This window comes from Bacillus cereus group sp. BfR-BA-01524, assembly GCF_022662595.1.
Classification (GTDB): Bacteria; Bacillota; Bacilli; order Bacillales; family Bacillaceae_G; genus Bacillus_A; species Bacillus_A thuringiensis_S.
The window spans coordinates 1-25,405 of record NZ_JAKUDW010000029.1 but is presented as its reverse complement, the minus strand read 5'-3'; the positions used below and the strand labels follow the sequence as shown (position 1 = coordinate 25,405).

Here is a 25,405-nt window from a genome sequence, read left to right as displayed (position 1 = left end):
ACAAGTAGAATAGAAAGGTTAGGTATTATCATATGAAATGGATCATGAGAATTTTTGTGTTATTAGCTATAGTAGGAGGTGCTTTCTACTATATGAAGTCAGGGAATGGATACTATTCGACTAAACAATATTATGTAAAAGTAACGACCGATTCTACAGTAGAAAACGAAAAATTGAGTAATGGAGAAGTTCTCACGTATCATGTTTATGATGAGAAGGTGTACGATAAAAAAGGGGAAGAAAGAGAACTGAAAATTTCCATGCAAAATAAATTGGAAAAAAATCAATATTATTTGATTGATTGGGAAGAGCGCCGTGGGATTGTTTCTAAAATAGCTAAAGTGAATCAAGCGAAAATAGATAAAAGTATTTTAGATAAGTTGAACGCAAATTCATAATATTTCAGGATAAGTTAATCAAAAGCTGTGTTAGCGTAAGATTTATAAGAAAAAGGTATTGTAGCAAAAAATTATTATAAAACAAAAAGGACCGAACCGTCTGGTTCTGTCCTTTTTTAGGAGTGAAGAATGAATTTTACAAATGATGTGGCACAAAGCTGGATTGCTACAATTGTAATGGCATGTATGAATATTGGACTATAACACTTATGCAGATGGTTTGCAGAGATATAAAATCAATATAGAAGAGGAGTATTGTTATAAATGACTTATGTAACTACAATTTTATCAATAGCGGGTATTGTTATCATGTCTTTAGCAAGGATTAATTTTAAAATAAGGGCGTTTGCTAATAAACCAGCTTGGGGTGGCTTAACTCTTCCCTTAATTCTAATTGGATTTATTTTATTTTGTATCGGTATGTTTTTAGGTTTTGTAAATCATCAGGGAATATTGTGAAGACGAAAAGCTACATGTTTTTCGTCTTTTCGTTCTCTTGCTTAATAAGAAAGATCCTGCAACTCAGTACAGGATCTTTAATCAAACGTTTTTAAAAGCTAAATTGTGGTTTCATATCACCTTTATAAGGTTCATGTTCAACGAATATAGTTATATCCTTACCAGCTTGGTCTTTACCAGTTCTTTTATACGTAAATTTATTCTTATTTAGTTCAGTAAGTTCAAGAGCAGCACCGTATTTGTTATTTCCAATTGAAACATGGGCTCTTATTTTATTTTCGTGTACAACATCGAAGTAGCCATAATCACCGCGGCTTTGACCTGTTTCGCTATTGAAGAACTCATATTTATTAGATTTGTCATCAAATTTTGCTAGACTTATAAAATTTGAATTAAACTGTGTTACATCGTTACCAGCTTCGTCTAATACCTTTGTTCCGTGCCAAAGGGTGCCGCCCAAAATTTTATCTCCATCAACATTTTTAACAATATCTCCTGTAGTCGTGTTCAACTGCTTGTCCGGGTCAGTGAAAGAAAGTTCTTTTTCTTTATATGGAACATGTTCAACGAAAACTTCAACATCTTTACCGTTAGCGTCTTTCCCCATTCGTTTATAAGTAAATACATTTTTATTTAGTTTTGTCATGTCAACGACAGCTTGATACTTCATTGATTCTGAAATTAATATTCTCTTCTTCCCATCATTTGTGACAAAGAAAGTTCCTTTATCGCCACGACTTGCACCTGTTTTAGCATCAAAAAATTCATATCTGCCTGACTTCGCATCATATTTTGCAAGACCAATGAAGTTTGCATTCTCTTTTGTTAAGTCATTCTTATCTTTGTCATACACTCGTGTACCTTGCCAATTTGTCTCGCTAAGAATATTAGCCATTTTTTGCCCTTTAGTTAATTTATTTTCCTTTTTTGTTTCTTTAGCAACTTGTTCTTGTTTTTGTTTCCCATGATTTTCTTCAGCTTTAGTACCAGCACACCCTGTTAATGCTAATGTGAATCCGAGCAGTATGGATGATAGTGCTTTTGTTTTTTTGTTCATGTTTTATCGTCTCCTTATTTTATGATTTCAAGTAGTACGGTTAGTGATTATAGTAGCGGTGCGTCATATATGAACTTAGTCGCTACGTTTCTTATGTTAATACCCGACTATAAACTGCCTCTAAATAAAACATTAAAAAAAGATAAACTAATTCCTAAAAAATGTTCATATTTATAAAAAATCGCTAGATTGCTGTAGTGCCTACGAGTAATCCAAAAAATACATTGTAAAGAAGAAGGAAAGCCACTAACAATAATGTAATTGCTAATAGAGCTAATCGATTGTAGTGCAAAACTTTTGAGAAAAACTGTAGGGGAAATGAAGCTTTTATAGAATTCGTTTCGTATAGGAAGGGGGATGTCCATGTTTGATTCAACAGATTTTAAGATTATACAATTACTACAAGAAAACGCTAGAATGAACTGGAAGGAAATTGGGGAGATAGTACATTTGACTGGTCAGGCTGTTGGGAAGCGAATTAATAAATTAGAAGAGGCAGGTGTCATTCAAAAATATACGATAAATATTGACAGGGCTAAGCTAGAAGGATCTATTATGACCTTTGTTACACTATTTTTGCATGCACCGCATTATCATAATCAAATTCAAAATTTTTTTGAAAAAACGGACGTAATTACTGAAATGTATCGTATAAGCGGCGATGGGTGCTATGTCATGACTCTTCATACATCTTCGCATCAGCAATTAGAAGAGACTCTTGCAGATGTTTTACATTATGGTGATTATCGTATAAATACTGTCATTAAGATGATGGAAAAAAAGAAAGAATAAGATACTTATCCTTTCTTTTTTCATATGGAACTGTAATTCTTTATTTGCTTTTGGTTATAAAACAGTTTGCTGACATGACTGTTGCATAAATATCACCAAACTCTAATGCACTCATGAACGATTGATGAGCGTGTACTGCGGGGATTAGATTTCCTTGGAATTCTAAATCTTTTGTTGTACAAGCATCTTCAATTACAATACATTGAAATCCGAAGTCACTGGCAGCGCGCACTGTTGCATCAATACATACATGAGTCATCATACCGCAAATGACTAGTTGGTCTATTTTCTCTGTCTTTAATGTTTCTAATAAATTTGTTCTTAAAAAACTGTTGGGGTGATGTTTTTGTAGGACTCTTTCGTTAACAATCGGTTGTACATCATCATGAATTTGAACACCTACTGTATCAGGTAAGAAGAAAGTAGCTCCTTCATTGTTCGCGATATGTTGTACGTGAATAACTGTTTTATGATTTTCACGAAATACTTTCAAGACTTCTTTCGCTTTTTGTGCGGCTTTTTCAGGTTGATGTAATTCCATATTGCCGCCTTCAAAGTAATCATTTTGTATGTCTACTAATAGTAACGCTTCTTTCATCGTTATTCCCCCATACTTAGTGATTCAGTACGTTATTTGTACTGTACCGTTATTATATAAATTGTAGCTATGCGGAAGTAATAACGTTATGAAACGATTTTAACGGATATAGTTTCAGTGTGAAAAAAGTGAAAGTTGGTATAAGTACAAATGGATTTTGTGGAATTCACAGCAAGGTTATAGATAGAGTGGCATCGCAGGGTTAAAAACCATACCTTTGCTGGAGGAGCGGGTTATGTTTTTTTATGAGGAAATGCGATTTTAAGTTTTTGCTGAAGATGTTTTTCTAGGATATGCTGTGAGTGATTGGAGTGAGGTAGTGTCAGATATTGTCGACCAATCGATATATTGGAAAAATCGTTGATATATTGTGAGTTGTGATAGATATATTGAGAAAATCGTTGATATATTTGTAAAGGGGTGTTTGAGGTGATTGTGAAAGAGAGAAAAATACCGATTTATATAAGACAGTTAGAAGCACTTCTTAGAAGGTTACCTGTACATCATCCGAAACGAAATTTAATTGGAGAAAACTTGGCAAAATACATGGCGGGGTATAAAGGAGAGCAAGCGATTGATTATCCGCTTAGTTTTATTTCTGAGAAAGAGTATAGTGTTTTACATGATGTTCGCTTATGTAATTATGATAAATACTTTCAAATTGATACTATTATCCTTTCCACAAAGTTTCTTCTTTTTCTTGAGATAAAAAATATAGCAGGTACATTAATGTTTGATGCAAAGTTTAATCAACTTATCCGAATAACAGAAGGAAATTCAGAGGGATTTCCAGATCCGGTTTTACAAATAAAAAGGCAAGAAATACAACTAAAGAAATGGTTAAACTCACATGGATTTTCCTCTAGTCTTCCAATTGAGTCCCTCGTTGTTATTAGCTCGCCTCGTACCATTATAAAATCTTCAGATGACAATCTTCTTCATACAATTATTCATAGTGCCAATTTACCTCATAAAATAAAGTGGTTTGAAAGTAAATATAAGAGAAAAGTTATAGATAATGTAGATAGGCTCATTCATCAAATAATAGCGGAGCATTCTCCACTTCAACAAAATATACTTGAGCAATATAAAATAGAAAAAGAGGAGTTGCTAAATGGAGTACAATGTGAGAAATGCTTAGTTATTCCAATGGTTAAAGTTAAGAAGGGTTGGCGTTGTACAAGTTGTAAAGATTTTTCAAAAGTGGCACATGTGGATGCTATACGAGATTATGCATTGCTCATTAGTAAGACATGTACGAATGGTAATTTGAAAGAGTTTCTCAATGTTTCGTCGGGTATGGTTGTAAACAGAATTCTCCACACACTAAATCTTCCCTATACTGGCAACAACAAAGGACGAATATATGATTTAACTTCTTTCCAATCGTAATTTTGCTATAATAAATAAGTACTTATACGAAGGGGAGTCTAAAGAGAATATGAAGTCATTTAATATCGATCATGTTATAGCTAGTGTTTTGCAATGGATATTAAATATAGCTTTAATTATATTATCCATTGTGTTATCGATTTTCTTAGTGAATGAGACGATCACGTTTGTGCAGTATATTTTTTCGTCAAAAGAGTATACGTCTTATAAATTGGTTGAAAGTATCATCGTCTATTTCTTATACTTCGAGTTCATTGCATTAATTATTAAGTATTTTAAATCGAATTATCATTTCCCGTTACGCTATTTTATTTATATCGGAATTACGGCTTTAATTCGATTAATTATTGTGTCTCATGAGGAACCGATGGAGACGTTATTATACGCAGGAGCAATTCTTGTTTTAGTTATTGCTTTATACATATCGAATATGAGAGATTTGAGAAAAGAGTAGTAGTGCAGACGTAAGTTTGCACTACTTTTTTACATCTTGACCTTCAAGTTGCTTGAAAGTTTACAATGAAATTAGGGCGTTTGAAATCGAAAAAAATTGAGAAATTAAGTGAAGAGGTTTCTTTTACTTGGAGGTTATAGGAATGAATCAGGAATTGAAGTTACGTCCATTGGAACGAGAAGATTTAAAGTTCGTACACGAACTGAATAATAATGCGCATATTATGTCGTATTGGTTTGAAGAGCCATATGAGGCATTTGTGGAGCTACAAGACTTATACGATAAACATATACATGATCAAAGCGAACGCCGATTTATCGTTGAGAAAGACAATGAAATGGTTGGATTAGTTGAGTTAGTAGAAATCGATTATATTCATCGTAGAACAGAATTCCAAATTATTATTGATCCGAATTATCAAGGATATGGTTATGCAGTAGAGGCGACGCGTTTAGCAATGGATTATGCTTTCGCTGTATTAAATATGCATAAGATATATTTAGTTGTGGATAAGGAAAATGAAAAAGCAGTACATGTTTATAAAAAGGTTGGATTTATTGTAGAAGGTGAGCTTATCGATGAGTTTTTCGTTGATGGTAACTATCATAATGCGATAAGAATGTGTATGTTTCAGAAGCAATATTTTGAAAACAAGTAGTTGAAAGATTCGGAAGTAATGTTGACGCTTCATAAAACCGTATGCTAAAATCCCTTTTAAGTATTAAGGAAGGTGCAGAATATGCTTTATATAAAATTTGTAAAACTCATTAGAAAACTTTGCTCCGCACAAATGTATACGGTGAAGCGTTGTACGGAGCTTAATCAAGGGGTATAAATCCCCTATATTCATCGGCTGAATAACTTTTCTAAAAAAGTATAGTTTATCTATGCTTATTTCGTTATGGTTTTTCAGCTGGTGTATAAAATAGATTAAAGGGCCATAGACAATGCTTTGTCTATGGCCCTTTGTGTATATTATTCCGATGAGTCTTTACCGTAAATTGGAGTAGTATAGGAAAAACCACGAAGCAGAGGGCTAGTGTCGAATGACGCTATCTCTCTGCTTTTTTTAATTTCAGGAAAAGAGGAATAAAAATGAGTTTACTTAAAGTTGAAAGTTTATCACATAGTTTTATAGATAAAGTATTATACGAGAATGCTTCTTTTGATTTGCATAAAGGGGAGCATATGGGGATTGTTGGACAGAATGGTGCAGGAAAAAGCACATTAATGAAAATATTGGTGGGGGAAATTATTTCTGATAAGGGAGACATAAAGTGGCAACCTAATATTCAAATTGGGCATCTTGATCAATACGCTGACATTGATGAGGGTTATACCATTTCACAATATTTAAAGAGAGCTTTTTATGATTTGTATGAAATGGAAAAGAGAATGAACAAGTTATATGAAGAAAGTGCAATGACTGGAGATGAGAATCAACTACTAAAAGCGGCTGAAATGCAAGAGCAGCTTGAGGCTCGTGATTTTTATTCAGTAGACAGTATTACGAATAAGGTGGCAGCCGGTTTAGGTATTGATGCGATTGGGATGGATCGTGTTATTGGTGAATTAAGCGGAGGGCAGCGTGCAAAGGTAATTTTAGCGAAGCTCTTATTAGAAGAGCCTAATATTTTATTACTAGATGAACCGACGAATTTTCTTGATAAGGAGCATGTGGAGTGGCTTGCTAATTATTTAATGAATTTTGAAGGAGCGTTTATTGTAGTGTCACATGATTTTGATTTTCTGGAAAAAGTAACTTCTTGCATATGTGATGTAGAGTTCGGAACAGTTAAGAAGTATTACGGTAAATACTCAGATTTTGTAAGGCAGAAGGAGCATTTGCGAAAAGATTACATTCGCCAATATTATGCACAGCAAAAGAAAATTGAAAAAACGGAAGAGTATATTCGTAGAAATATTGCTGGGGTGAATTCAAAAATAGCGCAAGGTCGTCGAAAACAATTGGAGCGTATGGAAAGAATTGCGCCACCAAGTTTTACTTATAAACCGTCTATTCATTTTCAGGAACTTCCCATTTCAGTTCAGACAGTTTTTGAAGTAAATAACCTTGAAGTTGGTTACGACTTCGCTCTCTTACCAAAGTTGAATTTTTCAGTAATGGGTGGGCAAAAACTTGTTATTACAGGTTTCAATGGAGTAGGGAAATCTACTTTATTAAAAACAATCGTTGGAAATATTGCTAGTATTTCTGGAGAGTTTCACTTTTCAGAGCAACTAAAGATTGGATATTATGAGCAAGATTTAAATTGGAGCAATGATTCTTTAACGCCGCTTCAAATTATTTCAGAGCAGTTTCCTAAACTGAATATGAAGGAAATACGCCATCATTTAGCTGCGTGTGGTGTGAAGGATACGCACGTTTCGCAAGAAATTCGTACGTTAAGTGGTGGTGAACAATCGAAGGTGAAACTGTGCGGATTATTACTATCACCTTGTAACTTCTTAATTTTAGATGAGCCGACAAATCATTTAGATGCAGAAGCGAAGGAAGCTTTGCAAAAGGCGCTAATTCAGTTTAAGGGCAGCATTATACTCGTATCTCACGAAGCGAGTTTTTATCTTGATTGGGCAGATAGCATCTTTGATATAGAGACAGGATTAGTTAAGGGGGTGTGAAACATATGAGTGAAAACAATTGGAAAACGAAAATTATATTATTTTTGACCGCTCAAACTATTTCGTTGTTCGGTTCCTCTCTCGTGCAATACGCGATTATATGGTATATCACCCTTACAACATCATCAGGAGTGATGTTGACCATTTCAACTGTTTGCGGTTTCCTACCACAAATTGCGATATCTTTGTTTGCAGGTGTTTGGATTGATCGTTATGACCGTAAAAAGATGATTATGTTATCGGATGGGATTATAGCGATTGCGACGTTAGTTTTAGCAATTTTATTTTTAACAGGATATAAAAGTATTTGGTTACTTTTTATTGTATTACTCATTCGTTCAGCTGGAACAGGAGTACAAACGCCAGCTGTAAATGCATTAATTCCGCAAATTGTTCCGAAAGAGTATCTTATGAAAGTAAATGGAATAAATAGCAGTATTACATCTTTAATTATGTTTCTTTCTCCAGCAGCAAGTGCGACGATTCTTTCTATTGCCAGCATTGAAACAACATTTTTTATTGATGTTATTACGGCTATGATTGGAATTAGTATTATGTTTATCATTCAGGTGGAAGGACATGTGAATGTAGAGAGTAAGCAAAAATCTAATCTACAAGGAATTAAAGAAGGGTTCTCTTATTTAAAAGAAAATGTATTTATTAAAAGGCTAATCGTTGTATTAATTATCGTCATGATTTTAATAAGTCCAGCTGCTTTTTTAACACCTTTAATGGTAACTCGTTCTTTCGGGGCCGAAATGTGGAGACTTACTGCTAGTGAGATGACCTTTAGTGCGGGTGCGGCAGCTGGTGGCGTATTGATTGCGGCGTGGGGTGGCTTTCGTAATCGTATGTATACAACAGCGCTAGCTTGTGCATTATATGGACTGCTTATGATTGGACTCGGAATAGCACCGATATTTATTATGTATTTAGTATTTAATTTTTTAATTGGTATAACAATGCCGTGCTTCAATACACCAGTTACTGTGTTATTGCAGGAGAAAGTAGAACCATCGATGCACGGACGGATGTTCAGCCTTGTACAAATTGCGAATTCATGCGCGCTTCCTTTAGGAATGATAATATTTGGTCCATTGTCGGATATGTTTAGTGTAGAGATTTTGTTAATTTATGCTGGGATATTCGTGCTATTTTGCGCAATGTATATAGTATTAAGCAAGAGGTTTGAAGTGTAACTATTTATAATTTAGAAGGTTTGTGAAGGAATTTAATATGATTCGCAAACCTTTTTGTTATTAGTTTAGTCAATAATTATTTATTGTTTAACGATAAATAATTATTGACTGTTAACGTTATTTTAGATAATATGATGTTAACAATTTAAGGAGAATTACATGAGTAGAGGAGAATGTGAAATGAAAAATAAATACGTAGTAGCTATTTCTTTAATGATTTTAGCGATTATTTCTTTAACTATACATGCTTCAAACAGTAAAGTAGGAGCGGATGGATTCCTTGAAGAACCTTTCTTTTTCCTAGTACCGATAAGTTATGTATTGTTCCTTAGTGGTATTGGTGTATTATTATTTGGATTTATTACTTCAAAGCTGAAAAAGGGCAATAGATAGGGGCTACCAAAAGGGACAAAACACTTACTATGAAATAGAAACATACCATATGGAAGAAAAAGAATAAGTGAGATGAATCATGATGAACTATCATTTTTATAATGGAAGACAAGTAGGGTCGGCTATTACTTGGGCAGGAGCACAGGGAACAATTCATGCTGTGTATCAGGCTATTCACATGCAGCAGCAAGCACAAGCGGCACAAATGATGCAAAGTCAGTATATGCCGTATTCACAACTTCCGATGCAAATTGTACATTACGATGTGCATCCAGCTGGTTTATTTTCCATTCCATATGGCGGAACATATTTCTTATGAAAGAAAGCGACTCAATAGAGTCGCTTTTTTTATATTCCGCCTAGCTTCATTCCAAGGAAGGCAAAGGCGATACCAATTATGTAAGTAGCACTTAAATATAAAAGGAAGATGTACAGTTTTTTAAGATTGAGAAGCTGAACAGCTTCTAATTTAAACGTAGAAAATGTCGTGAATGCGCCCATAAATCCAGTACCTAATAATAGTTGCCAGCCTGTAGTAACTCCGTTGCCAATTATATATCCGAGTAAAAATGCCCCTGTTATATTAATAAGGAATGTAGCAATTGGAAATTGTGTTTTATTTCTTTTCTTAAACCAATTGCTAATTGCAAATCGTGTAATCGCACCGAAAAATCCTCCTGTTGCGACTAATAAGGCTTCTATCATGAGTAATCACCTTCCGTAAGAGATTTCTTAATTAAGAAATCTCCAAGTGTATAGCCAAGACCAGACATAATGAGGCCACCAAGTATGCTACATGATACATATAAGAAGGCTATGCTCCATTCAGAATGATTGATCAATTGCACAGTTTCTACACTAAATGTTGAAAAAGTCGTAAAGGAACCGATGAATCCAGTCCCGATGCCTGTGATAACCTCTGAAGGTAAGATGTTTAGTCGAGCGATATAAGTAGTTAGCCACGCTAAGAAGAAGCAACCGATTAAGTTAATGACTAATGTTGCTAATGGAAATGAATGATGCCAAAATGTGGTGATATTAAGACCTAAATAATAACGAGAAAGAGCTCCTAATATACCGGCAATGCCGACGATAATATAAATCAATTTTCTCACCTCTTTAAATAGCTTGCTCAAAAAAATAGACTCCTACCAGTATGTATACTGGTAGGAGTCATTAGCTAAGCAGCGTTTATGGCGAACTCCATCGCCTATGATTATTACATATAGTGTACTAAATATACCGTTTAATTTCCAGTGAGGAGGTGGGTGTAACTTTTCTTTTTTTGATGTCTGAAGGTTTTTTAAGTAATTAAAACAGGATCGATTACTTATCAACTAAATATAGTGATATACGGTTTTAATTATGATAAAATGTTTCTTATGTGTGTCGTTTTCTTTATTTGACTGAAAATAAAGAAAAATAAATTCGCGTGAAAAGGAGTCATTTATTTGAAGAAATTTTTTAAAATCGTATTTATATGTGTTTTAGTAGTAGCGGGCATTGTAGGAGGATTTCTAGCGTATATGACACTTACTAAAGAACAGCCTGCTGATGTTACAAGCTTGAAGGTGGAGAATAATAAGGAGCGCGTATTAGCGACTGGAAATGAATTTAAAGTTACAACATTTAATATTGGATATGCAGGGTTAGATAAGGAGCAAGATTTCTTTATGGATGGGGGAAAGGGGGCTGGTTCAAGTAGTAAAGAGCAAACAGAAACTAATTTAAAGAATATGCTTTCGTTTTTACAAAATGAAAATAGTGATTTTGCGCTATTACAAGAAGTTGATATAAAGTCACTTCGTTCATTTGATGTAAATGAACATGAATTTTTGAAAAAAGGATTACCTGATTATGTTTCGTCATTTGGCAAGAACTACGATACGAAATGGGTTCCGGTGCCAATAACAAATCCAATGGGATATGCGGAGGCTGGATTAAGTACGTTTTCTAAATACACTGTTCAAGAAGCGAAGAGGTTCCAGCTTCCTGGAATGGAGCCGTGGCCAAAGCGTTTGTTTGATTTAGATCGGGCAATTGTGGAACATAAAATACCTGTTAATAATGGGAAACATGTTAGACTCGTAAATTTACATTTGTCTGCTTATGATGAAGGCGGGAAAATTAGAAAACAGCAAGTAGAGTATTTAAAAGAATATATGAACAAGCAGTATGAAAATGGCGATTACGTAATAATGGGCGGAGATTGGAATCAATTAGTTTCAAACGCTCAATTAAGTGATCCGAAGTTCGTGAAAGAGCGTCCTGAGTGGTTAGTAGAGTTACCGAAGGACTTTACGGACGGTGGCTTTAAGTGGGCTGTAGATCCGTCTGTTATGACTGTGAGAGATGATGTAAAGAAATATGTAGAAGGTGAAAATTTCGTCACTATTATTGATGGCTTTATCGTTTCACCGAATGTAGAGATTGTAAATGTACAAGGGAAAGATTTAAAGTTTGAAAATAGCGATCATAACCCAGTGAGTGCGGTATTTAAACTGAAGTAATTGATATGTATAAGTAGAAGGTGGGGCTTCATATGGAGTGGTTAAAGAGGACTTGTTTTTCTAACCTTGAGAAAGAATCACAGAAAAATCATTTATTACTGTTTATAACGATTTTTAGTTTCTTCCTTGGGATAATCGCGATTGGGTATTATGGATATATTTTTACAGAGAGAGCAATAGCGTTTTGGATTTGTGGTATTTCTGTCGTTGCATTTGGAACGCTTTTTACTTTTATAAAAAGTATGGAATCAGCGTATAAATATATCATGACATTTATGTTGCTTACAATGTCTTACATTATGGTACAAGCTTTTAATGAAAGCCCGGCTGTATTTCAAATGATCTATTTCACATTAGCTGTTTCACTTATTTATTTAAGTGAGCGTCTCATTTTAATTCTTGGCGGAGTAGCTGTTGTGATCACATTTATCCTTTGTAGCTATTGGCCGGAGCAATTTTTTGCTTATACAGCCTCGTCTGAAGCTGCTAATTTTGCAAGTTTGTTAGCGATTGTAACAATCGCTATGTGGGGCGTCACGAAAATCGGTTCTAATCTGCTCCTTCGTTTAAGTGATGAGAAGCAAGAAGTAATGAGAAAAGCTCAGGAGCTAGAAGAGACGCAAAGGCTTATTGGTGAAACAGTTTTGAAACTAGATAGTAATTTCAATCATTTAAGACAAAATATGAACACGTCGATGGAATCGATGAGTGAAATTAATTTTGCCTTTGAAGAGGTAGCAGTTGGTACGCAATCACAATCAGAGATGATGTATCGTTCGGTAGAAGTATTGAATGATATGGAGGGAAATATTGAACAAATCATCTCTCAAGTAAGAACTGCATCGGCTCGTGTGGATGAAAGTTTAGAAATTTCAAAGGGCAGCGTAAATACTTTAAGAAATTTTGAAGCTAACATGAGAAGTTTAAATGATGTTGTTTCACAGTCTGGAATTATATTTAGAGATTTAATGATGCAATCGAAACAAATTAATGAAATTGTAGATGTAATAACGAATATTTCAAGTCAGACGAGTTTGCTAGCTTTAAATGCAAATATTGAAGCTGCCAGGGCAGGTGAGCATGGAAAAGGTTTTGCTATTGTAGCGAGTGAAGTGTTAAAGCTTGCTGAAGAATCAAATCGTTCTGCGGGAAGAATTCAAGGGATTTTGAAGGAGTTTAGTAATCAAGCAAGTAAGGTAGAAGTGCAGGTAGAGAAGTCAGAAAGAGTACAAGAAGAGTGTAACGAAATGTTAGCAAGCGTTTTAACAAATGTAACGGATTTAGGGAAGTTTATTGATGCGATTAATGAAGTAATGCGAGAGGTTGTTGTTCATCAAGAAAGTTTCCAAGTTAAAACGACGAATATCGTAAAGGATGTTACGCATGCTTCTAACGTAATTCAGCAAACTTCTACAGCTACAGAAGAAGTATTAGCGAGTGTGGAAGAAGAAAAACATAGAAATGATACGTCAGTGAAGACATTACAAACTGTTAGCAAGCAAGTGAAGTTGTTAGAAGATATTTTAGAAAAGTAATATTGCTTGGAAAGAGCACAAATGATGTGCTCTTTTTTCATTTAAATGAATACTTGATAGTAATTTAATTGCTTTTCTGCGCGTTTTCTGCCAAGCTTAAGGAGATAAAGTGAGACTAATACCTACTGATTATTAGTTGAACCTCGCAAATAGCGGGATAAAATACTTCAAAGAAAGAATTATATAGGTGACGCATATGATCGAAGTTAAGACTTCTGAACTTAGTGATGGAGAATTTAATAGAGGTGTATTTGCAACTCGTGATATTAAAAAGGGTGAGTTGATTCACTCAGCACCGGTTATCTCTTATCCGAATGAACAGCATGAACACATTGAAAAAACGTTACTTGCTGACTACGCATTTGAGTATGGGGTAAATCATACGGCATTCCTGTTAGGATACGGCATGTTATTTAATCATGCATATAATCCGAATGCAACGTATGAAATTGTCTTCGAGAATCATACTTTTAACTTCTTCGCGTATAAGGATATAAAAGCGGGAGAAGAAATTTTAATCAATTATAATGGTGAAGTGGATGACGATGAACTATTATGGTTTGATAAGGAAAAAGAAGAGAACGAAAAGTAATATAAAGAGTATAGAAAGAGCACATTCTGTCGGATGTGCTCTTTTTTTATTGATGTAAATAAAGTAAAAAGTACAAAAAAATACCACTTTCTTTTTGTATGGTATAGTAAGATACTGAGGGATAGTGTTTTGAAAAAGTCACATATTTTACAAATTGTTGTCTTTCTGATGACATGTCAAGTTTAGTAGTCCATTTGGGTTGCTTTATTATGCAATATATATTTTAATATGAGTGGCACCTCTTATAAATTAAGAGGTTTATAGGTGTCTCGAATTGATTTTGGGTACACTGTATCCACCACTTTAGGTTCTTTCATGTACGTGGGGATATTATGGGCCCGTATAACGGGATAAAATGAATATAGAAATAGAGGAATCGTAAAATGAATATGCAAGAGGTTTATAAATATTTAAGTACGGTATTGCCTGAAGGACATGTTAAACAAGATGAAATGTTAAAGAATCATACGCATATTAAAGTTGGCGGAAAAGCAGATGTTTTTGTTGCGCCTACAAATTATGATGAAATTCAAGAAGTTATCAAATATGCGAACGAATATAATATTCCAGTTACGTTTTTAGGAAATGGATCGAATGTCATTATTAAAGATGGTGGAATTCGCGGGATTACAGTAAGTTTAATTCATATTACAGGTGTTACTGTAACAGGAACGACGATTGTAGCACAGTGTGGTGCAGCAATTATTGACGTATCACGTATTGCTTTAGACCATAACTTAACGGGTCTTGAGTTTGCTTGTGGTATTCCAGGTTCAGTTGGCGGAGCGTTATATATGAATGCTGGTGCTTACGGTGGTGAAGTATCGTTTGTGTTAACAGAAGCTGTTGTAATGACAGGTGATGGAGAGCTACGTACTTTGACGAAAGAAGCATTTGAATTTGGATATCGTAAGAGTGTATTTGCTAACAACCATTACATTATTCTTGAAGCGAGATTTGAACTTGAAGAAGGTGTACGTGAAGAAATTAAAGCAAAAATGGATGATTTAACGTTTAAGCGTGAGTCAAAACAGCCTCTAGAATATCCTTCATGTGGTAGCGTATTTAAGCGTCCACCAAATAACTTTGCTGGTAAGTTGATTCAAGACTCAGGACTACAAGGTAAGCGAATTGGTGGAGTGGAAGTTTCTTTAAAACACGCTGGATTTATGGTGAATGTTGATAACGGAACAGCACAAGATTACATCGATTTAATTCACTTCGTACAAAAGACAGTTGAAGAGAAATTTGGCGTGAAGTTAGAGCGAGAAGTAAGGATTATTGGAGAAGATAAGGAATAACGAAATACGTATGAAGATATGAATTATTTTAAAATAATATTTGGGTATTGTTGACAATTTGTTTTCAATTCAATATAATGCTAATAATTTAACAAATAACATACGTTGAAAGAGCCCAGTAGCAGTTTGTCACTGTTAACGAGAGAGCTAGGGGTTGCTGGAACCTAGCACAAACAAACTTGCGAATTACACTCTGGAGTATCTTAGGTAATGCTAAGCGGACTAGCAATCGATATTATTGCTAAGAGTGGTATGAGTAGCTATGCTATTTATGCAAACTGGGTGGTAACACGGTGAATAATCGTCCCTATGTCTATCGTAGACATAGGGGCTTTTTTGTTTTTTAAAAATAAAGGGGATGACAAAAGATGAATATTATTGATGAATTAGAATGGCGCGGCGCCGTTAATCAGCAGACTGACGAAGAAGGCTTACGTAAGCTAGTAGAAGAGAAAAAGATTTCACTATACTGCGGAGTTGATCCAACTGGTGATAGTATGCATATCGGACATTTGATTCCGTTTATGATGATGAAGAGATTCCAATTAGCTGGCCATCATCCTGTTATTTTAATTGGCGGGGCAACAGGAACAATTGGTGATCCGAGTGGACGACAATCGGAGCGTCAACTTCAAACGTTAGAAGTGGTTCAGCATAATGTAGATGCGTTAACAGCACAAATGAAAAAGCTATTTGATTTTGGCGGAAATAGCGAAGTGAAGATGGTAAATAACTATGATTGGACACATGAAATAAATGTTATTGAGTTTTTACGTGATTACGGGAAAAATTTTAGCATCAATAGCATGTTAGCGAAGGATATTGTAGCAAGTCGTTTAGATACAGGTATTTCTTTCACAGAATTCACGTACCAAATTTTGCAAGCACTGGATTTCCATCATTTATACACGAAAGAAGATGTTCAACTTCAAATTGGTGGTAGTGACCAATGGGGAAATATTACGAGTGGTTTAGATTTAATTCGTAAGTTAGAAGGTCATGAGGCGAAAGTATTCGGATTAACGATTCCGCTATTATTAAAATCGGACGGTACGAAGTTTGGTAAATCAGCAGGTGGTGCGGTTTGGCTTGATCCTGAAAAAACGACACCGTTTGAATTTTACCAGTTCTGGGTAAATACAGATGACCGTGATGTAATTAAATACTTGAAATACTTTACGTTCTTAACGAAAGAGCGTATTGATGAATTAGCAGTGAAGGTAGAAGCGGAGCCTCATAAACGTGAAGCGCAAAAAGTGTTAGCGGAAGAAATGACGAAATTCGTTCATGGAGAAGAGGCGTTCCTGCAAGCTGGGAAAATTACAGCAGCGTTATTTAGCGGAGATATTAAATCGTTAACAGCTGATGAAATTGAACAAGGTTTTAAAGAAATGCCAACATTCCAGTCTTTAAAAGAGACGAAAAACATCGTAGAGTGGCTAGTCGATTTAGGGATTGAACCATCTAGACGACAAGCACGCGAGGACATTAATAATGGTGCGATTTCTATGAATGGTGAGAAAGTAACAGATGTGGGTACGGATGTTACTGTAGAAAATTCGTTTGATGGAAGATTTATTATTATTCGTAAAGGGAAGAAGAACTACAGCCTTGTGAAATTAGGAGAATAGTTTGTGTGAAAGGGATGGGAGTAGGAAGAATACTTCCATCCCTTTCATATACACAATTTAGACATAAAATAATCAGTAAATTTAGATAATTAAAAGGGTTATATTATTCTTCTGCCGAATAAATAAATTAGAGAAAATTACGGATAAAGTGAAACTTTAATCAGTGGGAGTTTTACTGCCCGCAAATAGCGGGATAAAAATAGCCCGAACCATGCTGGGCATGATTCGGGCTTATATTCAGATTAGTAAGCTAAGCTGAATAGACCTTTAATGTGTGATAAGTAACGAACGTTACTTGCTTCTTTCATTAATGATGCTGGTAAGCCTTTAAGTGGAGTATTGCTTGCTCCAATTGTAGCAACCGCATCTTTACGTCCTAGACTAGCAAGTGTTCCAGAGTTTACAGGTGCGAACTCTTCGAATGCTTTGCCTTCTAGTGCTGCGTATAAGTTGTATCCAATTAACTCACCCATTTGCCAAGCGATTTGTGCAGTTGGTGGGTATGGACGACCGTCTGGAGAGAAGACAACAGCGCTGTCTCCAGCAACGAATACGTCTTTGTGAGAAGTAGATTGTAGGTATGCATCAACTGTTGCACGTCCACGGTTAACTTCAAGACCTGATTCACCGATTAATGGGTTACCTTGAACGCCACCTGTCCAAACGAATGTGTTAGCAACAAGTTTTTGACCGTCTTTTAAGTCGATTTCATTGCCAGCAACGTTTGTTACAGGAAGACCTGTTAAGAATGTAACACCGCGTGCTTCTAGGCTAGTAGTTGCACGTTCGATTAAGTGGTCTGGTAATACTGGAAGGATTTTTGGACCTGCTTCAACAAGAAGAAGTTTAACTTCTTTTGGATTTACGCCGTGGCTTTTTGCAAGTTTAGGCATAATGTCAGCAAGCTCACCAACTAGCTCAACGCCAGTTAATCCGCCACCACCGATTACGATTGTAGCATCAGCTTCGTTTTTCGTTTTCGCGTATTCACGAATACGGTCTTCAACGTGTTTGTAGATTTTGTTTGCATCAGCAGCAGATTTTAATACCATGCTGTTTTCTTCTAGTCCTGGAATACCGAAGTAAGCAGTTTTACTTCCTAAAGCAACTACAAGTGCATCGTAAGATAAAGTAGTGCCGCCAGCTAGTTTGATTTCTTTGCTATCAACAGAGAATGACTCAACTGTTGCGATTTTAAGATCGATATCTTTACCTTTGAAAAGCTTTGTAAGTGGCATTGCAATTGCTTGCTCAGCAACGTTACCAGCTGCAAGGCGGTGTAGTTCAGTGATGATTTGGTGTGTTGGGTATTGGTTAATCACTGTAACTTGTGCTTCTGATTTGCTGTAATATTTACGTACGTTTAAAGCGGCAAGAAGACCGCCATAACCAGCGCCTAAGATGACAATTTGTTTTGACATAGTATGATATCCCCCGTCTTTACTAATTGTTGTTATAAGTTAAATTATTTATTGTTACGTTCTGCACTAATTTGAAGATATGCGTTCACAAAGCGGAACATTTTTTGTGCTTGTGGATCTTTTAGTAATTTTAATAGACCGAATAGGCCGATAACTTCAGTACTTTCGTCAGCACGATCTTTCGCTTCGATTGCAGTTGCAGCCATGCTTTTCACTGTATCTTTTACAGGTTCTACAAGCTCTGTAATTGCACCAACAGTGTCGCTTTTTAATACTTCATCAGTAGCAACAGTTTGAGCGAAGTCATAAGACTTAGTTAAAATGTTAACAAGCTCAGTTAATTTTGGAAGCTGTTCTACTAGTGTTGTTAATGATTCTTGTACCTCAGGTTTTAACAACTGATCAAGTACATCAAGTTGTCCTTGGCTAGCAGAAATTTGTACAGTTTCTTGTTCTGGCTTTGTTTGAGTCATAGTTTCTGGCATCTCCAATTCTCCTTTACGATAGCAATACTCTTATTTTTTATAAGTAAGATAGTAAACGTTTACGAAACTTTATGCAAAGTTTCACAAAACACAATAAAATGCCTTTAAATTTATGACAGCAAGTAAGCTGCAAACATAAATCTAAAACCATAACGTCTTACTTATTATTTATGAACTGTCCGATATATGGCTTGTCCGCATAATGGAAAAGCTCCGTTACCGGAAAGTGTATATAATATATATCCTATATTATATACTATATACACCTATGTTAACATAAAAATGATTCCTAATTATTTGATATTGAGTGTATAACGTAGTGCTGACAAGGTATGAAAGCGTATAAAATATTTTGTTTCAGTTAGAAATGTACATATATATATAGAAAAAAAGGAAAAAACGAACAAATTCATGTTCGTTTTTTCCTTTTTCCTATTATTCACCTTCCGCAATTAGCATTGATGTGTTACCTTCTTTTTCAAGATGGCATTCGCCCCAAGAACAAAGAGAGTCAAGAATGGATTCTAAAGACCAACCGTAGTCGGTAAGAGAATATTCTACTTTCGGTGGGACTTGGTTGTATACTTTTCTTTGAATGACCCCGTCGTCTTCTAATTCACGTAATTGCTGCGTTAACATTTTTTGTGTAATACCAGGCATGGAGCGTTTTAATTCACTCGTTCTCTTTGTACCTTTCGTTAAGTGACAAAGAATAACAACTTTCCATTTGCCGCCGATAACTTCTAAAGTCGCCTCTACAGGAATATTGTATTTCTTCATATGAAACCCTCCCTTTTTGAGTAAAGTAAGTTTAATAATACAAATGTTACTTTTTAGTACCTATAGCACTTTAAAGTACGTACTTTTTATTATGTTAAATATGTTTCATAATAGCACATGTAAGAGGCAAATGAGTAGTACGGTACTAAAAAGTGACTATGTTACTTTTTAGTGCCTATCGTACTTTAAAGTGCGTTCTTCAAAAAAAGAATGAAACCATTCATAATAGCATTTGTAAGTATGAAATATATGTTTTAGAAGATAAAAGGGCCTTTTTATCATACTATTATGATTGGATTTCTTGTAATAAGGAGGAATTCAATTGAGTTCATATACAGTATCATCTTCGGAAGTTCAGACGAATCGAAGAAGTATGTTTGCTTTATTAGCACTAGCAATTAGTGCGTTTGGGATTGGTACGACCGAGTTTATTAGTGTCGGTTTACTACCATCTATTTCGAAAGATTTAAATGTTTCGGTTACAACAGCCGGTTTAACGGTTTCCTTATATGCGTTAGGAGCAGCGGTAGGAGCACCTGTTTTAACAGCGTTAACGGCTAGTATGTCGCGAAAGACATTATTAATGTGGATTATGGTTATTTTCATTATTGGTAATGGCATTGCGGCGGTAGCAACAAGCTTCACTGTATTAATTATCGCAAGAATTGTATCTGCGTTTGCACATGGTGTGTTTATGTCAATTGGATCTACAATTGCGGCTGCAATCGTACCGGAGAATAAACGTGCTAGCGCAATTGCGATTATGTTTACTGGATTAACAGTTGCGACTATTACTGGTGTGCCAATTGGAACATTTATCGGTCAAGAGTTTGGCTGGAGAGCGTCATTTATGGCGATTGTCGTAATTGGAATTATTGCTTTCATCGCAAACAGTATACTTGTCCCATCTAATTTAAAAAATGGTGTACCTGTATCGTTTCGTGATCAATTTAAATTAATTAAAAATGGAAGACTATTACTTGTTTTCATTATTACTGCACTTGGATACGGTGGTACATTCGTAACATTTACGTATTTATCACCACTATTACAAGAAGTAACAGGATTTGAAGCAAGTACCGTTACTATCATTTTATTAGTGTATGGAATCGCAATTGCGATAGGGAATATGGTTGGCGGGAAATTATCGAATCATAATCCGATTCGAGCGCTATTTTACATGTTCTTTATTCAAGCGATCATATTATTTGTTTTAACATTTACAGCGCCATTTAAAGTAGCTGGATTAATCACAATTATTTTCATGGGACTATTCGCATTTATGAATGTTCCGGGGCTACAAGTATATGTAGTTATATTGGCAGAGCGCTTTGTTCCAAGTGCGGTTGATGTTGCTTCAGCAATTAATATTGCCGCATTTAACGGAGGGATCGCTTTAGGTTCTTATATAGGTGGCCTTGTAACGAATTCGTTAGGATTAATCCATACTGCTTGGGTAGGTGGTCTTATGGTAGTAGGTGCTGTGATTTTAACAGCATGGAGCATGACATTAGAAAAAAGAGATCAAGTAAAATAAAAGGAGCGAAAATAAAATGAAAAACTTACAAAGTAAAACAGTATTAAATAATGGTGTAGAAATGCCTTGGTTCGGTTTAGGTGTATTTAAAGTAGAAGAAGGACCAGAACTTGTAGAAGCGATTAAATCAGCAATTAAAGCAGGATACCGCAGCATCGATACAGCTGCAATTTACGGAAATGAAAAAGCTGTAGGTGAAGGAATCCGTGCAGGTATTGAAGCGACTGGTATTTCAAGAGAAGAATTATTTATTACTTCAAAAGTATGGAACGCAGATCAAGGGTACGAAGAAACAATTGCTGCATACGAAGAGAGCTTAAAGAAATTAGAATTAGATTATTTAGACCTATATCTTGTTCACTGGCCTGTAGAAGGAAAATATAAAGATACGTGGAGAGCACTAGAAACACTTTATAAAGAAGATCGCGTACGTGCAATTGGCGTAAGTAACTTCCAAATTCATCACTTACAAGATGTAATGAAAGATGCAGAAATTAAGCCAATGATTAACCAAGTAGAATACCACCCTCGTTTAACACAAAAAGAATTACAAGCTTTCTGTAAAGAACAAGGTATTCAAATGGAAGCATGGTCACCACTTATGCAAGGTCAATTATTAGATAATGAAACATTACAAGCAATTGCTGAGAAACACGGTAAAACAACAGCACAAGTAATTTTACGTTGGGATCTTCAAAACGGAGTAATTACAATTCCGAAATCAACGAAAGAACACCGCATTATTGCAAATGCTGATGTATTTAACTTTGAATTAACAAAAGAAGACATGGAAAAAATCGATGCGTTAAACCAAAATCACCGCGTTGGTCCAGATCCTGATAACTTCGATTTCTAAGATTAAAGTAAGAAAGAAAAAAGAGTGCTTTTATGCACTCTTTTTTTGTGCATAAAAATATTTTCTAATTAAATACTACTTAGTATTAAGTTTGTTATTAAGGGGCTGTAAACATGAATATAAAGCAATCGTTCAAACTTGTAGCTATGTTTTTAAGTGTCTTATTTGTATTATTCCCACTTCAAAAAGCATTCGCAGAAGTTATGGACCATACAAAGTATGAAATGGATTGGAGTTATAGTAAGTCAAAGAAGAAACCAATTCGAACAGAACTTATTAAAACGGCAGATGGAAAAATTGCATTTTGCTTAAATGTAGATTTAAAATCTCCGAGTGGTCAAGATTTACCAGAAATGGGTAAAGTGGATATTAATGTGTACCGTGTACTGTTGAATGGATATCCACAAAAGAGCCCACAAGAATTAGGAGTATCTGATTGGAGAGAGGCGCATTACGCAACGCAGCTGGCAGTGTGGAATGCGTTAAAACAAATTGATGTTAATGATTTAGATTTCCGCAATAAAAATGTAGAGAAAGTAACGAAAGACATCGTTGCAAAAGCAAACGCTAGTGAAGAGTTACAAGAAATTACGATGAGTGTAACTCCTACAGAAGAACAAGAAGCAGTATTAAAAAATGATTTCTTTGAAACAGGTTTATATACAGTAGAAACAAATGCAAAAAGCGGAACATATAAAGTGCAAGCAACAGGTGCACCAGCGGGCGTGAAATTTGCAAATGAAAAAGGCGAAACAAAAACAGAATTTAATGTAGGAGAAAAGTTCCGCATTTTAATTCCGAAACAAACACCAGCTGGTGGATTTAGCTTTAAAGTATCAGGAAATTTAACGAAACTACAAGGGATTGCACATAAAGGTACACCGACTATTCAAAATGCAGTAGTATTACTTGAGCGTAGTGAAGAAAAAACAAGTCCAGAGTTAGCGGTAAGTTGGAAAAAGGCTGAGGCTCCAAATAAACCAAATAAGCCATATACTCCAAATGAACCGCATAAACCGAATCAAAAGAGATAATGAGAAAGCATTGGCGTATGCCAATGCTTTTTGTATGTGAGGATTAAAATTATATTAAAAAAATAATAAAAAGGATAGAAATAGTGTTTTTACAGAGTAAATTATATTTGAAAATAATATAAATATAATAAAATCCTAACGTTACGATTAGTAGATTAAATTCACAAAATTGTAATATTATTCTTGGGGGGAGGCTATTAAATGCAGGTAAAAGCGTGTAAAATTCATTTGGAAAAACTACCTATAGATGGTCATATATGAAGAAAATGTAAGGTTTTATTGCTATTTTTATTTTTAGATGTATAGATGACGAGACTGAAATATATCTTTTACTATTTTTCCTTTTATGTAAGAAGAGAACTCATCACAAGTAGAGAGAAGTGAGGGGGCGTAATACATAAAAAATTTTACAATATAAGAAAGCGAATACATTTAGAGAAATGCGGTAGTAATTGATATAGGTGCGAGAGGTATTAGTCTATTCATTAAATGTTTTTATAAAAATAATAGGATTTCTTATTAAATGAATATGTAGGGTGGTTTGTCTAAAAAAAAGGACAGGGGACACAGATTATGTCAAAGCAGAAAAAGAGTAGGGTATTGGTAGCTGGTATTTGTATATCTACATTATTATCACCAGTAGCTTTCGAAGCATCGAAAGGATATGCGGCGCCTTTGGAAGAGAATAAGGGCGGGCAGTTGGAAGAGAGTAAAGAGAATCGTTTGGAGCAGAGAACGTTTCATTTGCCTGGGAAAGGTAGTATTGAAGAAGAGCAAAAACGCTTGAAAGTACGTTATGTACTTTCAGCGAATGAACCAACTGGAATTTATGCTAGTCCAAATGAAGAAATTAAAATTGAAATAAAAGGAACGCAATCTATTAAAGCGTTCATAGGAACGAAGTCATACGATGAAAAAGGGTTTGAAGAATTTGAGTTAAAACCTGGTGAAAATAATATTTCATCTTCAAGAGGTGGAATACTGTATTTTTATAATATGAATAATGATGGCGAAGTAGCGGCTTCAGTTATTCATGGAGGAAGTCATTTTCCATTATTTATCTTAGGAAAACACACAAAAAAAGATTGGGATGCAATGTTAAAGAAGTATAAAAATCCTTATGCAGTTGAATTGAAGGGTGAGAGAAGTTTAATTACTGCAAGTCCTGAAGCAGTGGAAAACTATATGGGAGAGACGGATCCAGTAGAATTAATGAGGCTACATGATAAGATTATTCGCTTTGAAAATTCTGTAGCAGGATTATCTGAAGATGGTGTAGGGTTGTCAAAAGCTCCAAACCACTATATCCAATTTGTTGAAAAGAGAAAACCAGATAAAGATGATTGGATGTTTGCTACTCATTATCATACAGGGTATGTTCCAGAGACTATGGATAGGGTTTTAAATATAAAGAGATTACAAGGAGATGGCTGGGGACCGTGGCATGAAGTAGGGCATTTACATCAGCAAGCTCCCTGGTTTTGGTCAGGTGTAGGAGAAGTAACGGTAAATATATATTCATTATCGGTTCAAAGGATGTTAGGCAATAAATCAAGTCTAGAAGAAGATGGTCATTATAAAAAAGCTTTTGCCTACTTAGATAATCCTGATGCTCAAAAAAAGATGAAAGAATTTGAGAAACTAGTAATGTTTTGGCAACTTGATTTAGCTTATGGAGAGCATTTTTACCCTAATTTACATCAAATGTATCGCTTATTACCAGAATTTGAAATACCTGCTTCAGATGAAGATAAAAAGCAAATGTTTATTTATATGGCATCGAAAGCGGCTGAACAAAACTTAGTGCCGTTTTTTGAGAAATGGGGATTAAGTCCAAATGATGAGGTTAGAGAAAAAATCGGAAATTTAAATTTGCCTAAATTAGAAAAAGAAATATGGAAAGCAACAGATAGTAATATTATTCGTGAAAAACAAGTGAAACCATATGGCGGGCTTCCTTATGGTGAAGCGTCTAATGTGGTACAAAATCTCATCGTTGGTGCGAATTTTAATGAAAATCTAGCGAATAGTCTTGTTCGAAATTTGGGTGAAAATGTAAAAGTAACAGGTAGAATTATGTGGCCGGATTTAGAGGTTGGAAAAAGAGCGATATTAGTAGAAATTGAGGATGAGAAAGGACAGAGGAATTTCATTTCTGTTCCAGTTAACAGTCTTTATGGAGATACTATGGTATTTAAAGGTTACGGTGATGAGGTAAATTCTGTTATAACACTCCTTCATGATGAAAAGAAAATCAACGTTTCTTTCGTTGGTAATGAGTTCCATGAGCGCTTTAAAAATGAAAAGTATGTAGGGATTACCTTATATGATAAGGATG

The 25,405-nt window shown here is 35.0% G+C and carries 26 protein-coding genes, 1 riboswitch and 1 other annotated feature; of the genes, 19 read left to right on the top strand and 7 right to left on the bottom strand.

The genetic code is table 11. From position 1 onward, the window contains the following. Positions 1 to 32 precede the first annotated feature (32 nt). Together MR170_RS12720 and MR170_RS12715 are read left to right on the top strand one after the other, a co-directional pair. Positions 33 to 398, top strand: a complete 366-nt coding sequence (locus MR170_RS12720; protein ID WP_043935792.1) for a YxeA family protein — start codon at positions 33 to 35, stop codon at positions 396 to 398. A gap of 264 nt (positions 399 to 662) precedes the next feature. Further along, a complete protein-coding gene (locus tag MR170_RS12715) occupies positions 663 to 857 on the top strand; it encodes a hypothetical protein (protein ID WP_016079772.1) in 195 nt (64 codons plus the stop codon). 91 nt (positions 858 to 948) lie between these two features. Here MR170_RS12715 and MR170_RS12710 read toward each other — a convergent pair whose 3' ends face one another. Continuing rightward, positions 949 to 1,914 carry a DUF4822 domain-containing protein gene (locus MR170_RS12710; protein ID WP_016079773.1) on the bottom strand — a complete coding sequence of 322 codons (966 nt, stop codon included), beginning with the start codon at positions 1,912 to 1,914 and terminating at the stop codon, positions 949 to 951. Positions 1,915 to 2,277: 363 nt separating this feature from the next. Here MR170_RS12710 and MR170_RS12705 point away from each other — a divergent pair, with 363 nt between their 5' ends. Then, entirely contained in the window at positions 2,278 to 2,706 is a 429-nt protein-coding gene (locus MR170_RS12705; RefSeq protein ID WP_225986878.1) for an Lrp/AsnC family transcriptional regulator, read from the top strand. A gap of 40 nt (positions 2,707 to 2,746) precedes the next feature. Here MR170_RS12705 and MR170_RS12700 read toward each other — a convergent pair whose 3' ends face one another. Beyond that, positions 2,747 to 3,304 (bottom strand): cysteine hydrolase family protein, encoded by a 558-nt coding sequence (locus tag MR170_RS12700; protein WP_242308375.1) that lies wholly within the window; start codon positions 3,302 to 3,304, stop codon positions 2,747 to 2,749. 435 nt (positions 3,305 to 3,739) lie between these two features. Here MR170_RS12700 and MR170_RS12695 point away from each other — a divergent pair, with 435 nt between their 5' ends. The 7 genes from MR170_RS12695 (at position 3,740) to MR170_RS12665 (ending at position 9,704) form a co-directional block, all read left to right on the top strand. After that, complete coding sequence (locus MR170_RS12695; RefSeq protein ID WP_242308386.1) at positions 3,740 to 4,696, top strand: nuclease-related domain-containing protein; 957 nt, start codon at positions 3,740 to 3,742, stop codon at positions 4,694 to 4,696. A 49-nt stretch (positions 4,697 to 4,745) separates the two neighbouring features. Then, a complete protein-coding gene (psiE, locus tag MR170_RS12690) occupies positions 4,746 to 5,150 on the top strand; it encodes a phosphate-starvation-inducible protein PsiE (protein WP_000834709.1) in 405 nt (134 codons plus the stop codon). Between the two features lie 142 nt (positions 5,151 to 5,292). Further along, entirely contained in the window at positions 5,293 to 5,808 is a 516-nt protein-coding gene (gene speG / locus MR170_RS12685) for a spermidine N1-acetyltransferase (protein ID WP_001071094.1), read from the top strand. 437 nt (positions 5,809 to 6,245) lie between these two features. After that, positions 6,246 to 7,793, top strand: coding sequence for an ABC-F family ATP-binding cassette domain-containing protein (locus tag MR170_RS12680; RefSeq protein ID WP_242308374.1), 1,548 nt, complete (start codon positions 6,246 to 6,248; stop codon positions 7,791 to 7,793). A 5-nt stretch (positions 7,794 to 7,798) separates the two neighbouring features. After that, on the top strand, positions 7,799 to 8,992 hold the full coding sequence (locus MR170_RS12675; RefSeq protein ID WP_242308373.1) for an MFS transporter: 1,194 nt from the start codon (positions 7,799 to 7,801) through the stop codon (positions 8,990 to 8,992). A 159-nt stretch (positions 8,993 to 9,151) separates the two neighbouring features. After that, positions 9,152 to 9,385 carry a DUF3955 domain-containing protein gene (locus MR170_RS12670; protein WP_095690016.1) on the top strand — a complete coding sequence of 78 codons (234 nt, stop codon included), beginning with the start codon at positions 9,152 to 9,154 and terminating at the stop codon, positions 9,383 to 9,385. Between the two features lie 79 nt (positions 9,386 to 9,464). Continuing rightward, complete coding sequence (locus tag MR170_RS12665; RefSeq protein WP_016079780.1) at positions 9,465 to 9,704, top strand: DUF3947 family protein; 240 nt, start codon at positions 9,465 to 9,467, stop codon at positions 9,702 to 9,704. 29 nt (positions 9,705 to 9,733) lie between these two features. Here MR170_RS12665 and crcB (MR170_RS12660) read toward each other — a convergent pair whose 3' ends face one another. Both crcB (MR170_RS12660) and crcB (MR170_RS12655) read right to left on the bottom strand, forming a co-directional pair. Next, positions 9,734 to 10,090, bottom strand: a complete 357-nt coding sequence (gene crcB / locus MR170_RS12660; protein WP_242308372.1) for a fluoride efflux transporter CrcB — start codon at positions 10,088 to 10,090, stop codon at positions 9,734 to 9,736. Next, positions 10,087 to 10,491: a fluoride efflux transporter CrcB gene (gene crcB, locus MR170_RS12655; RefSeq protein ID WP_042969155.1), complete on the bottom strand. Its 405-nt coding sequence runs from the start codon at positions 10,489 to 10,491 to the stop codon at positions 10,087 to 10,089. The genes crcB (MR170_RS12660) and crcB (MR170_RS12655) overlap by 4 nt, the downstream gene beginning before the upstream one ends. A gap of 54 nt (positions 10,492 to 10,545) precedes the next feature. Continuing rightward, positions 10,546 to 10,605: riboswitch (Fluoride riboswitch) on the bottom strand. 231 nt (positions 10,606 to 10,836) lie between these two features. Between crcB (MR170_RS12655) and MR170_RS12650 the strand changes: the two genes are divergently transcribed. The 5 genes from MR170_RS12650 to tyrS all read left to right on the top strand — a co-directional run bounded on the left by MR170_RS12650 (position 10,837) and on the right by tyrS (position 16,954). Next, positions 10,837 to 11,895 carry an endonuclease/exonuclease/phosphatase family protein gene (locus MR170_RS12650; protein WP_242308371.1) on the top strand — a complete coding sequence of 353 codons (1,059 nt, stop codon included), beginning with the start codon at positions 10,837 to 10,839 and terminating at the stop codon, positions 11,893 to 11,895. A gap of 32 nt (positions 11,896 to 11,927) precedes the next feature. Continuing rightward, positions 11,928 to 13,430: a DUF4077 domain-containing protein gene (locus MR170_RS12645; RefSeq protein ID WP_242308370.1), complete on the top strand. Its 1,503-nt coding sequence runs from the start codon at positions 11,928 to 11,930 to the stop codon at positions 13,428 to 13,430. A gap of 196 nt (positions 13,431 to 13,626) precedes the next feature. After that, the gene (locus MR170_RS12640) at positions 13,627 to 14,022 is read left to right on the top strand and encodes an SET domain-containing protein (protein ID WP_000573651.1); all 396 of its coding nucleotides are present in this window, start codon (positions 13,627 to 13,629) and stop codon (positions 14,020 to 14,022) included. A gap of 383 nt (positions 14,023 to 14,405) precedes the next feature. Continuing rightward, complete coding sequence (gene murB, locus MR170_RS12635) at positions 14,406 to 15,323, top strand: UDP-N-acetylmuramate dehydrogenase (protein WP_001057106.1); 918 nt, start codon at positions 14,406 to 14,408, stop codon at positions 15,321 to 15,323. A gap of 96 nt (positions 15,324 to 15,419) precedes the next feature. Next, positions 15,420 to 15,635, top strand: a binding site (T-box leader). Between the two features lie 56 nt (positions 15,636 to 15,691). After that, a complete protein-coding gene (tyrS, locus tag MR170_RS12630) occupies positions 15,692 to 16,954 on the top strand; it encodes a tyrosine--tRNA ligase (RefSeq protein WP_242308369.1) in 1,263 nt (420 codons plus the stop codon). 242 nt (positions 16,955 to 17,196) lie between these two features. Here the strand turns inward: tyrS and MR170_RS12625 are convergent, their stop codons facing one another. From MR170_RS12625 to MR170_RS12615, 3 genes are all read right to left on the bottom strand, one after another. Further along, positions 17,197 to 18,375, bottom strand: coding sequence for an NAD(P)/FAD-dependent oxidoreductase (locus MR170_RS12625; protein ID WP_000043197.1), 1,179 nt, complete (start codon positions 18,373 to 18,375; stop codon positions 17,197 to 17,199). Between the two features lie 44 nt (positions 18,376 to 18,419). Further along, positions 18,420 to 18,860, bottom strand: a complete 441-nt coding sequence (locus tag MR170_RS12620; protein ID WP_001115310.1) for a DUF1641 domain-containing protein — start codon at positions 18,858 to 18,860, stop codon at positions 18,420 to 18,422. 435 nt (positions 18,861 to 19,295) lie between these two features. Then, positions 19,296 to 19,640 carry a winged helix-turn-helix transcriptional regulator gene (locus MR170_RS12615; RefSeq protein WP_000760481.1) on the bottom strand — a complete coding sequence of 115 codons (345 nt, stop codon included), beginning with the start codon at positions 19,638 to 19,640 and terminating at the stop codon, positions 19,296 to 19,298. Positions 19,641 to 20,013: 373 nt separating this feature from the next. On the opposite strand from MR170_RS12615, the gene MR170_RS12610 reads away from it, so the two are divergent. The 4 genes from MR170_RS12610 to MR170_RS12595 all read left to right on the top strand — a co-directional run. Further along, positions 20,014 to 21,177, top strand: coding sequence for an MFS transporter (locus MR170_RS12610; protein ID WP_168410432.1), 1,164 nt, complete (start codon positions 20,014 to 20,016; stop codon positions 21,175 to 21,177). Between the two features lie 16 nt (positions 21,178 to 21,193). Beyond that, on the top strand, positions 21,194 to 22,033 hold the full coding sequence (locus tag MR170_RS12605; protein ID WP_098138496.1) for an aldo/keto reductase: 840 nt from the start codon (positions 21,194 to 21,196) through the stop codon (positions 22,031 to 22,033). Between the two features lie 113 nt (positions 22,034 to 22,146). After that, the gene (locus tag MR170_RS12600) at positions 22,147 to 23,067 is read left to right on the top strand and encodes a thioester domain-containing protein (RefSeq protein ID WP_029443556.1); all 921 of its coding nucleotides are present in this window, start codon (positions 22,147 to 22,149) and stop codon (positions 23,065 to 23,067) included. Positions 23,068 to 23,640: 573 nt separating this feature from the next. Then, a partial coding sequence (locus MR170_RS12595) for a M60 family metallopeptidase (protein WP_242308368.1) occupies positions 23,641 to 25,405 on the top strand: 1,765 nt, incomplete at its 3' end.

Coding starts and splice junctions, on each gene's coding strand:
- MR170_RS12675 (WP_242308373.1), top strand. CDS start 7,799: ATGAGTGAAAACAATTGGAAAACGAAAATTATATTATTTTTGACCGCT.
- murB (WP_001057106.1), top strand. CDS start 14,406: ATGAATATGCAAGAGGTTTATAAATATTTAAGTACGGTATTGCCTGAA.
- MR170_RS12625 (WP_000043197.1), bottom strand. CDS start 18,375: ATGTCAAAACAAATTGTCATCTTAGGCGCTGGTTATGGCGGTCTTCTT.
- psiE (WP_000834709.1), top strand. CDS start 4,746: ATGAAGTCATTTAATATCGATCATGTTATAGCTAGTGTTTTGCAATGG.
- tyrS (WP_242308369.1), top strand. CDS start 15,692: ATGAATATTATTGATGAATTAGAATGGCGCGGCGCCGTTAATCAGCAG.
- MR170_RS12615 (WP_000760481.1), bottom strand. CDS start 19,640: ATGAAGAAATACAATATTCCTGTAGAGGCGACTTTAGAAGTTATCGGC.
- MR170_RS12700 (WP_242308375.1), bottom strand. CDS start 3,304: ATGAAAGAAGCGTTACTATTAGTAGACATACAAAATGATTACTTTGAA.
- MR170_RS12605 (WP_098138496.1), top strand. CDS start 21,194: ATGAAAAACTTACAAAGTAAAACAGTATTAAATAATGGTGTAGAAATG.
- MR170_RS12640 (WP_000573651.1), top strand. CDS start 13,627: ATGATCGAAGTTAAGACTTCTGAACTTAGTGATGGAGAATTTAATAGA.
- MR170_RS12720 (WP_043935792.1), top strand. CDS start 33: ATGAAATGGATCATGAGAATTTTTGTGTTATTAGCTATAGTAGGAGGT.
- MR170_RS12715 (WP_016079772.1), top strand. CDS start 663: ATGACTTATGTAACTACAATTTTATCAATAGCGGGTATTGTTATCATG.
- crcB (WP_242308372.1), bottom strand. CDS start 10,090: ATGATAGAAGCCTTATTAGTCGCAACAGGAGGATTTTTCGGTGCGATT.
- MR170_RS12665 (WP_016079780.1), top strand. CDS start 9,465: ATGATGAACTATCATTTTTATAATGGAAGACAAGTAGGGTCGGCTATT.
- MR170_RS12680 (WP_242308374.1), top strand. CDS start 6,246: ATGAGTTTACTTAAAGTTGAAAGTTTATCACATAGTTTTATAGATAAA.
- MR170_RS12705 (WP_225986878.1), top strand. CDS start 2,278: ATGTTTGATTCAACAGATTTTAAGATTATACAATTACTACAAGAAAAC.
- MR170_RS12620 (WP_001115310.1), bottom strand. CDS start 18,860: ATGCCAGAAACTATGACTCAAACAAAGCCAGAACAAGAAACTGTACAA.
- MR170_RS12600 (WP_029443556.1), top strand. CDS start 22,147: ATGAATATAAAGCAATCGTTCAAACTTGTAGCTATGTTTTTAAGTGTC.
- MR170_RS12645 (WP_242308370.1), top strand. CDS start 11,928: ATGGAGTGGTTAAAGAGGACTTGTTTTTCTAACCTTGAGAAAGAATCA.
- MR170_RS12670 (WP_095690016.1), top strand. CDS start 9,152: ATGAGTAGAGGAGAATGTGAAATGAAAAATAAATACGTAGTAGCTATT.
- speG (WP_001071094.1), top strand. CDS start 5,293: ATGAATCAGGAATTGAAGTTACGTCCATTGGAACGAGAAGATTTAAAG.
- MR170_RS12710 (WP_016079773.1), bottom strand. CDS start 1,914: ATGAACAAAAAAACAAAAGCACTATCATCCATACTGCTCGGATTCACA.
- MR170_RS12610 (WP_168410432.1), top strand. CDS start 20,014: ATGTTTGCTTTATTAGCACTAGCAATTAGTGCGTTTGGGATTGGTACG.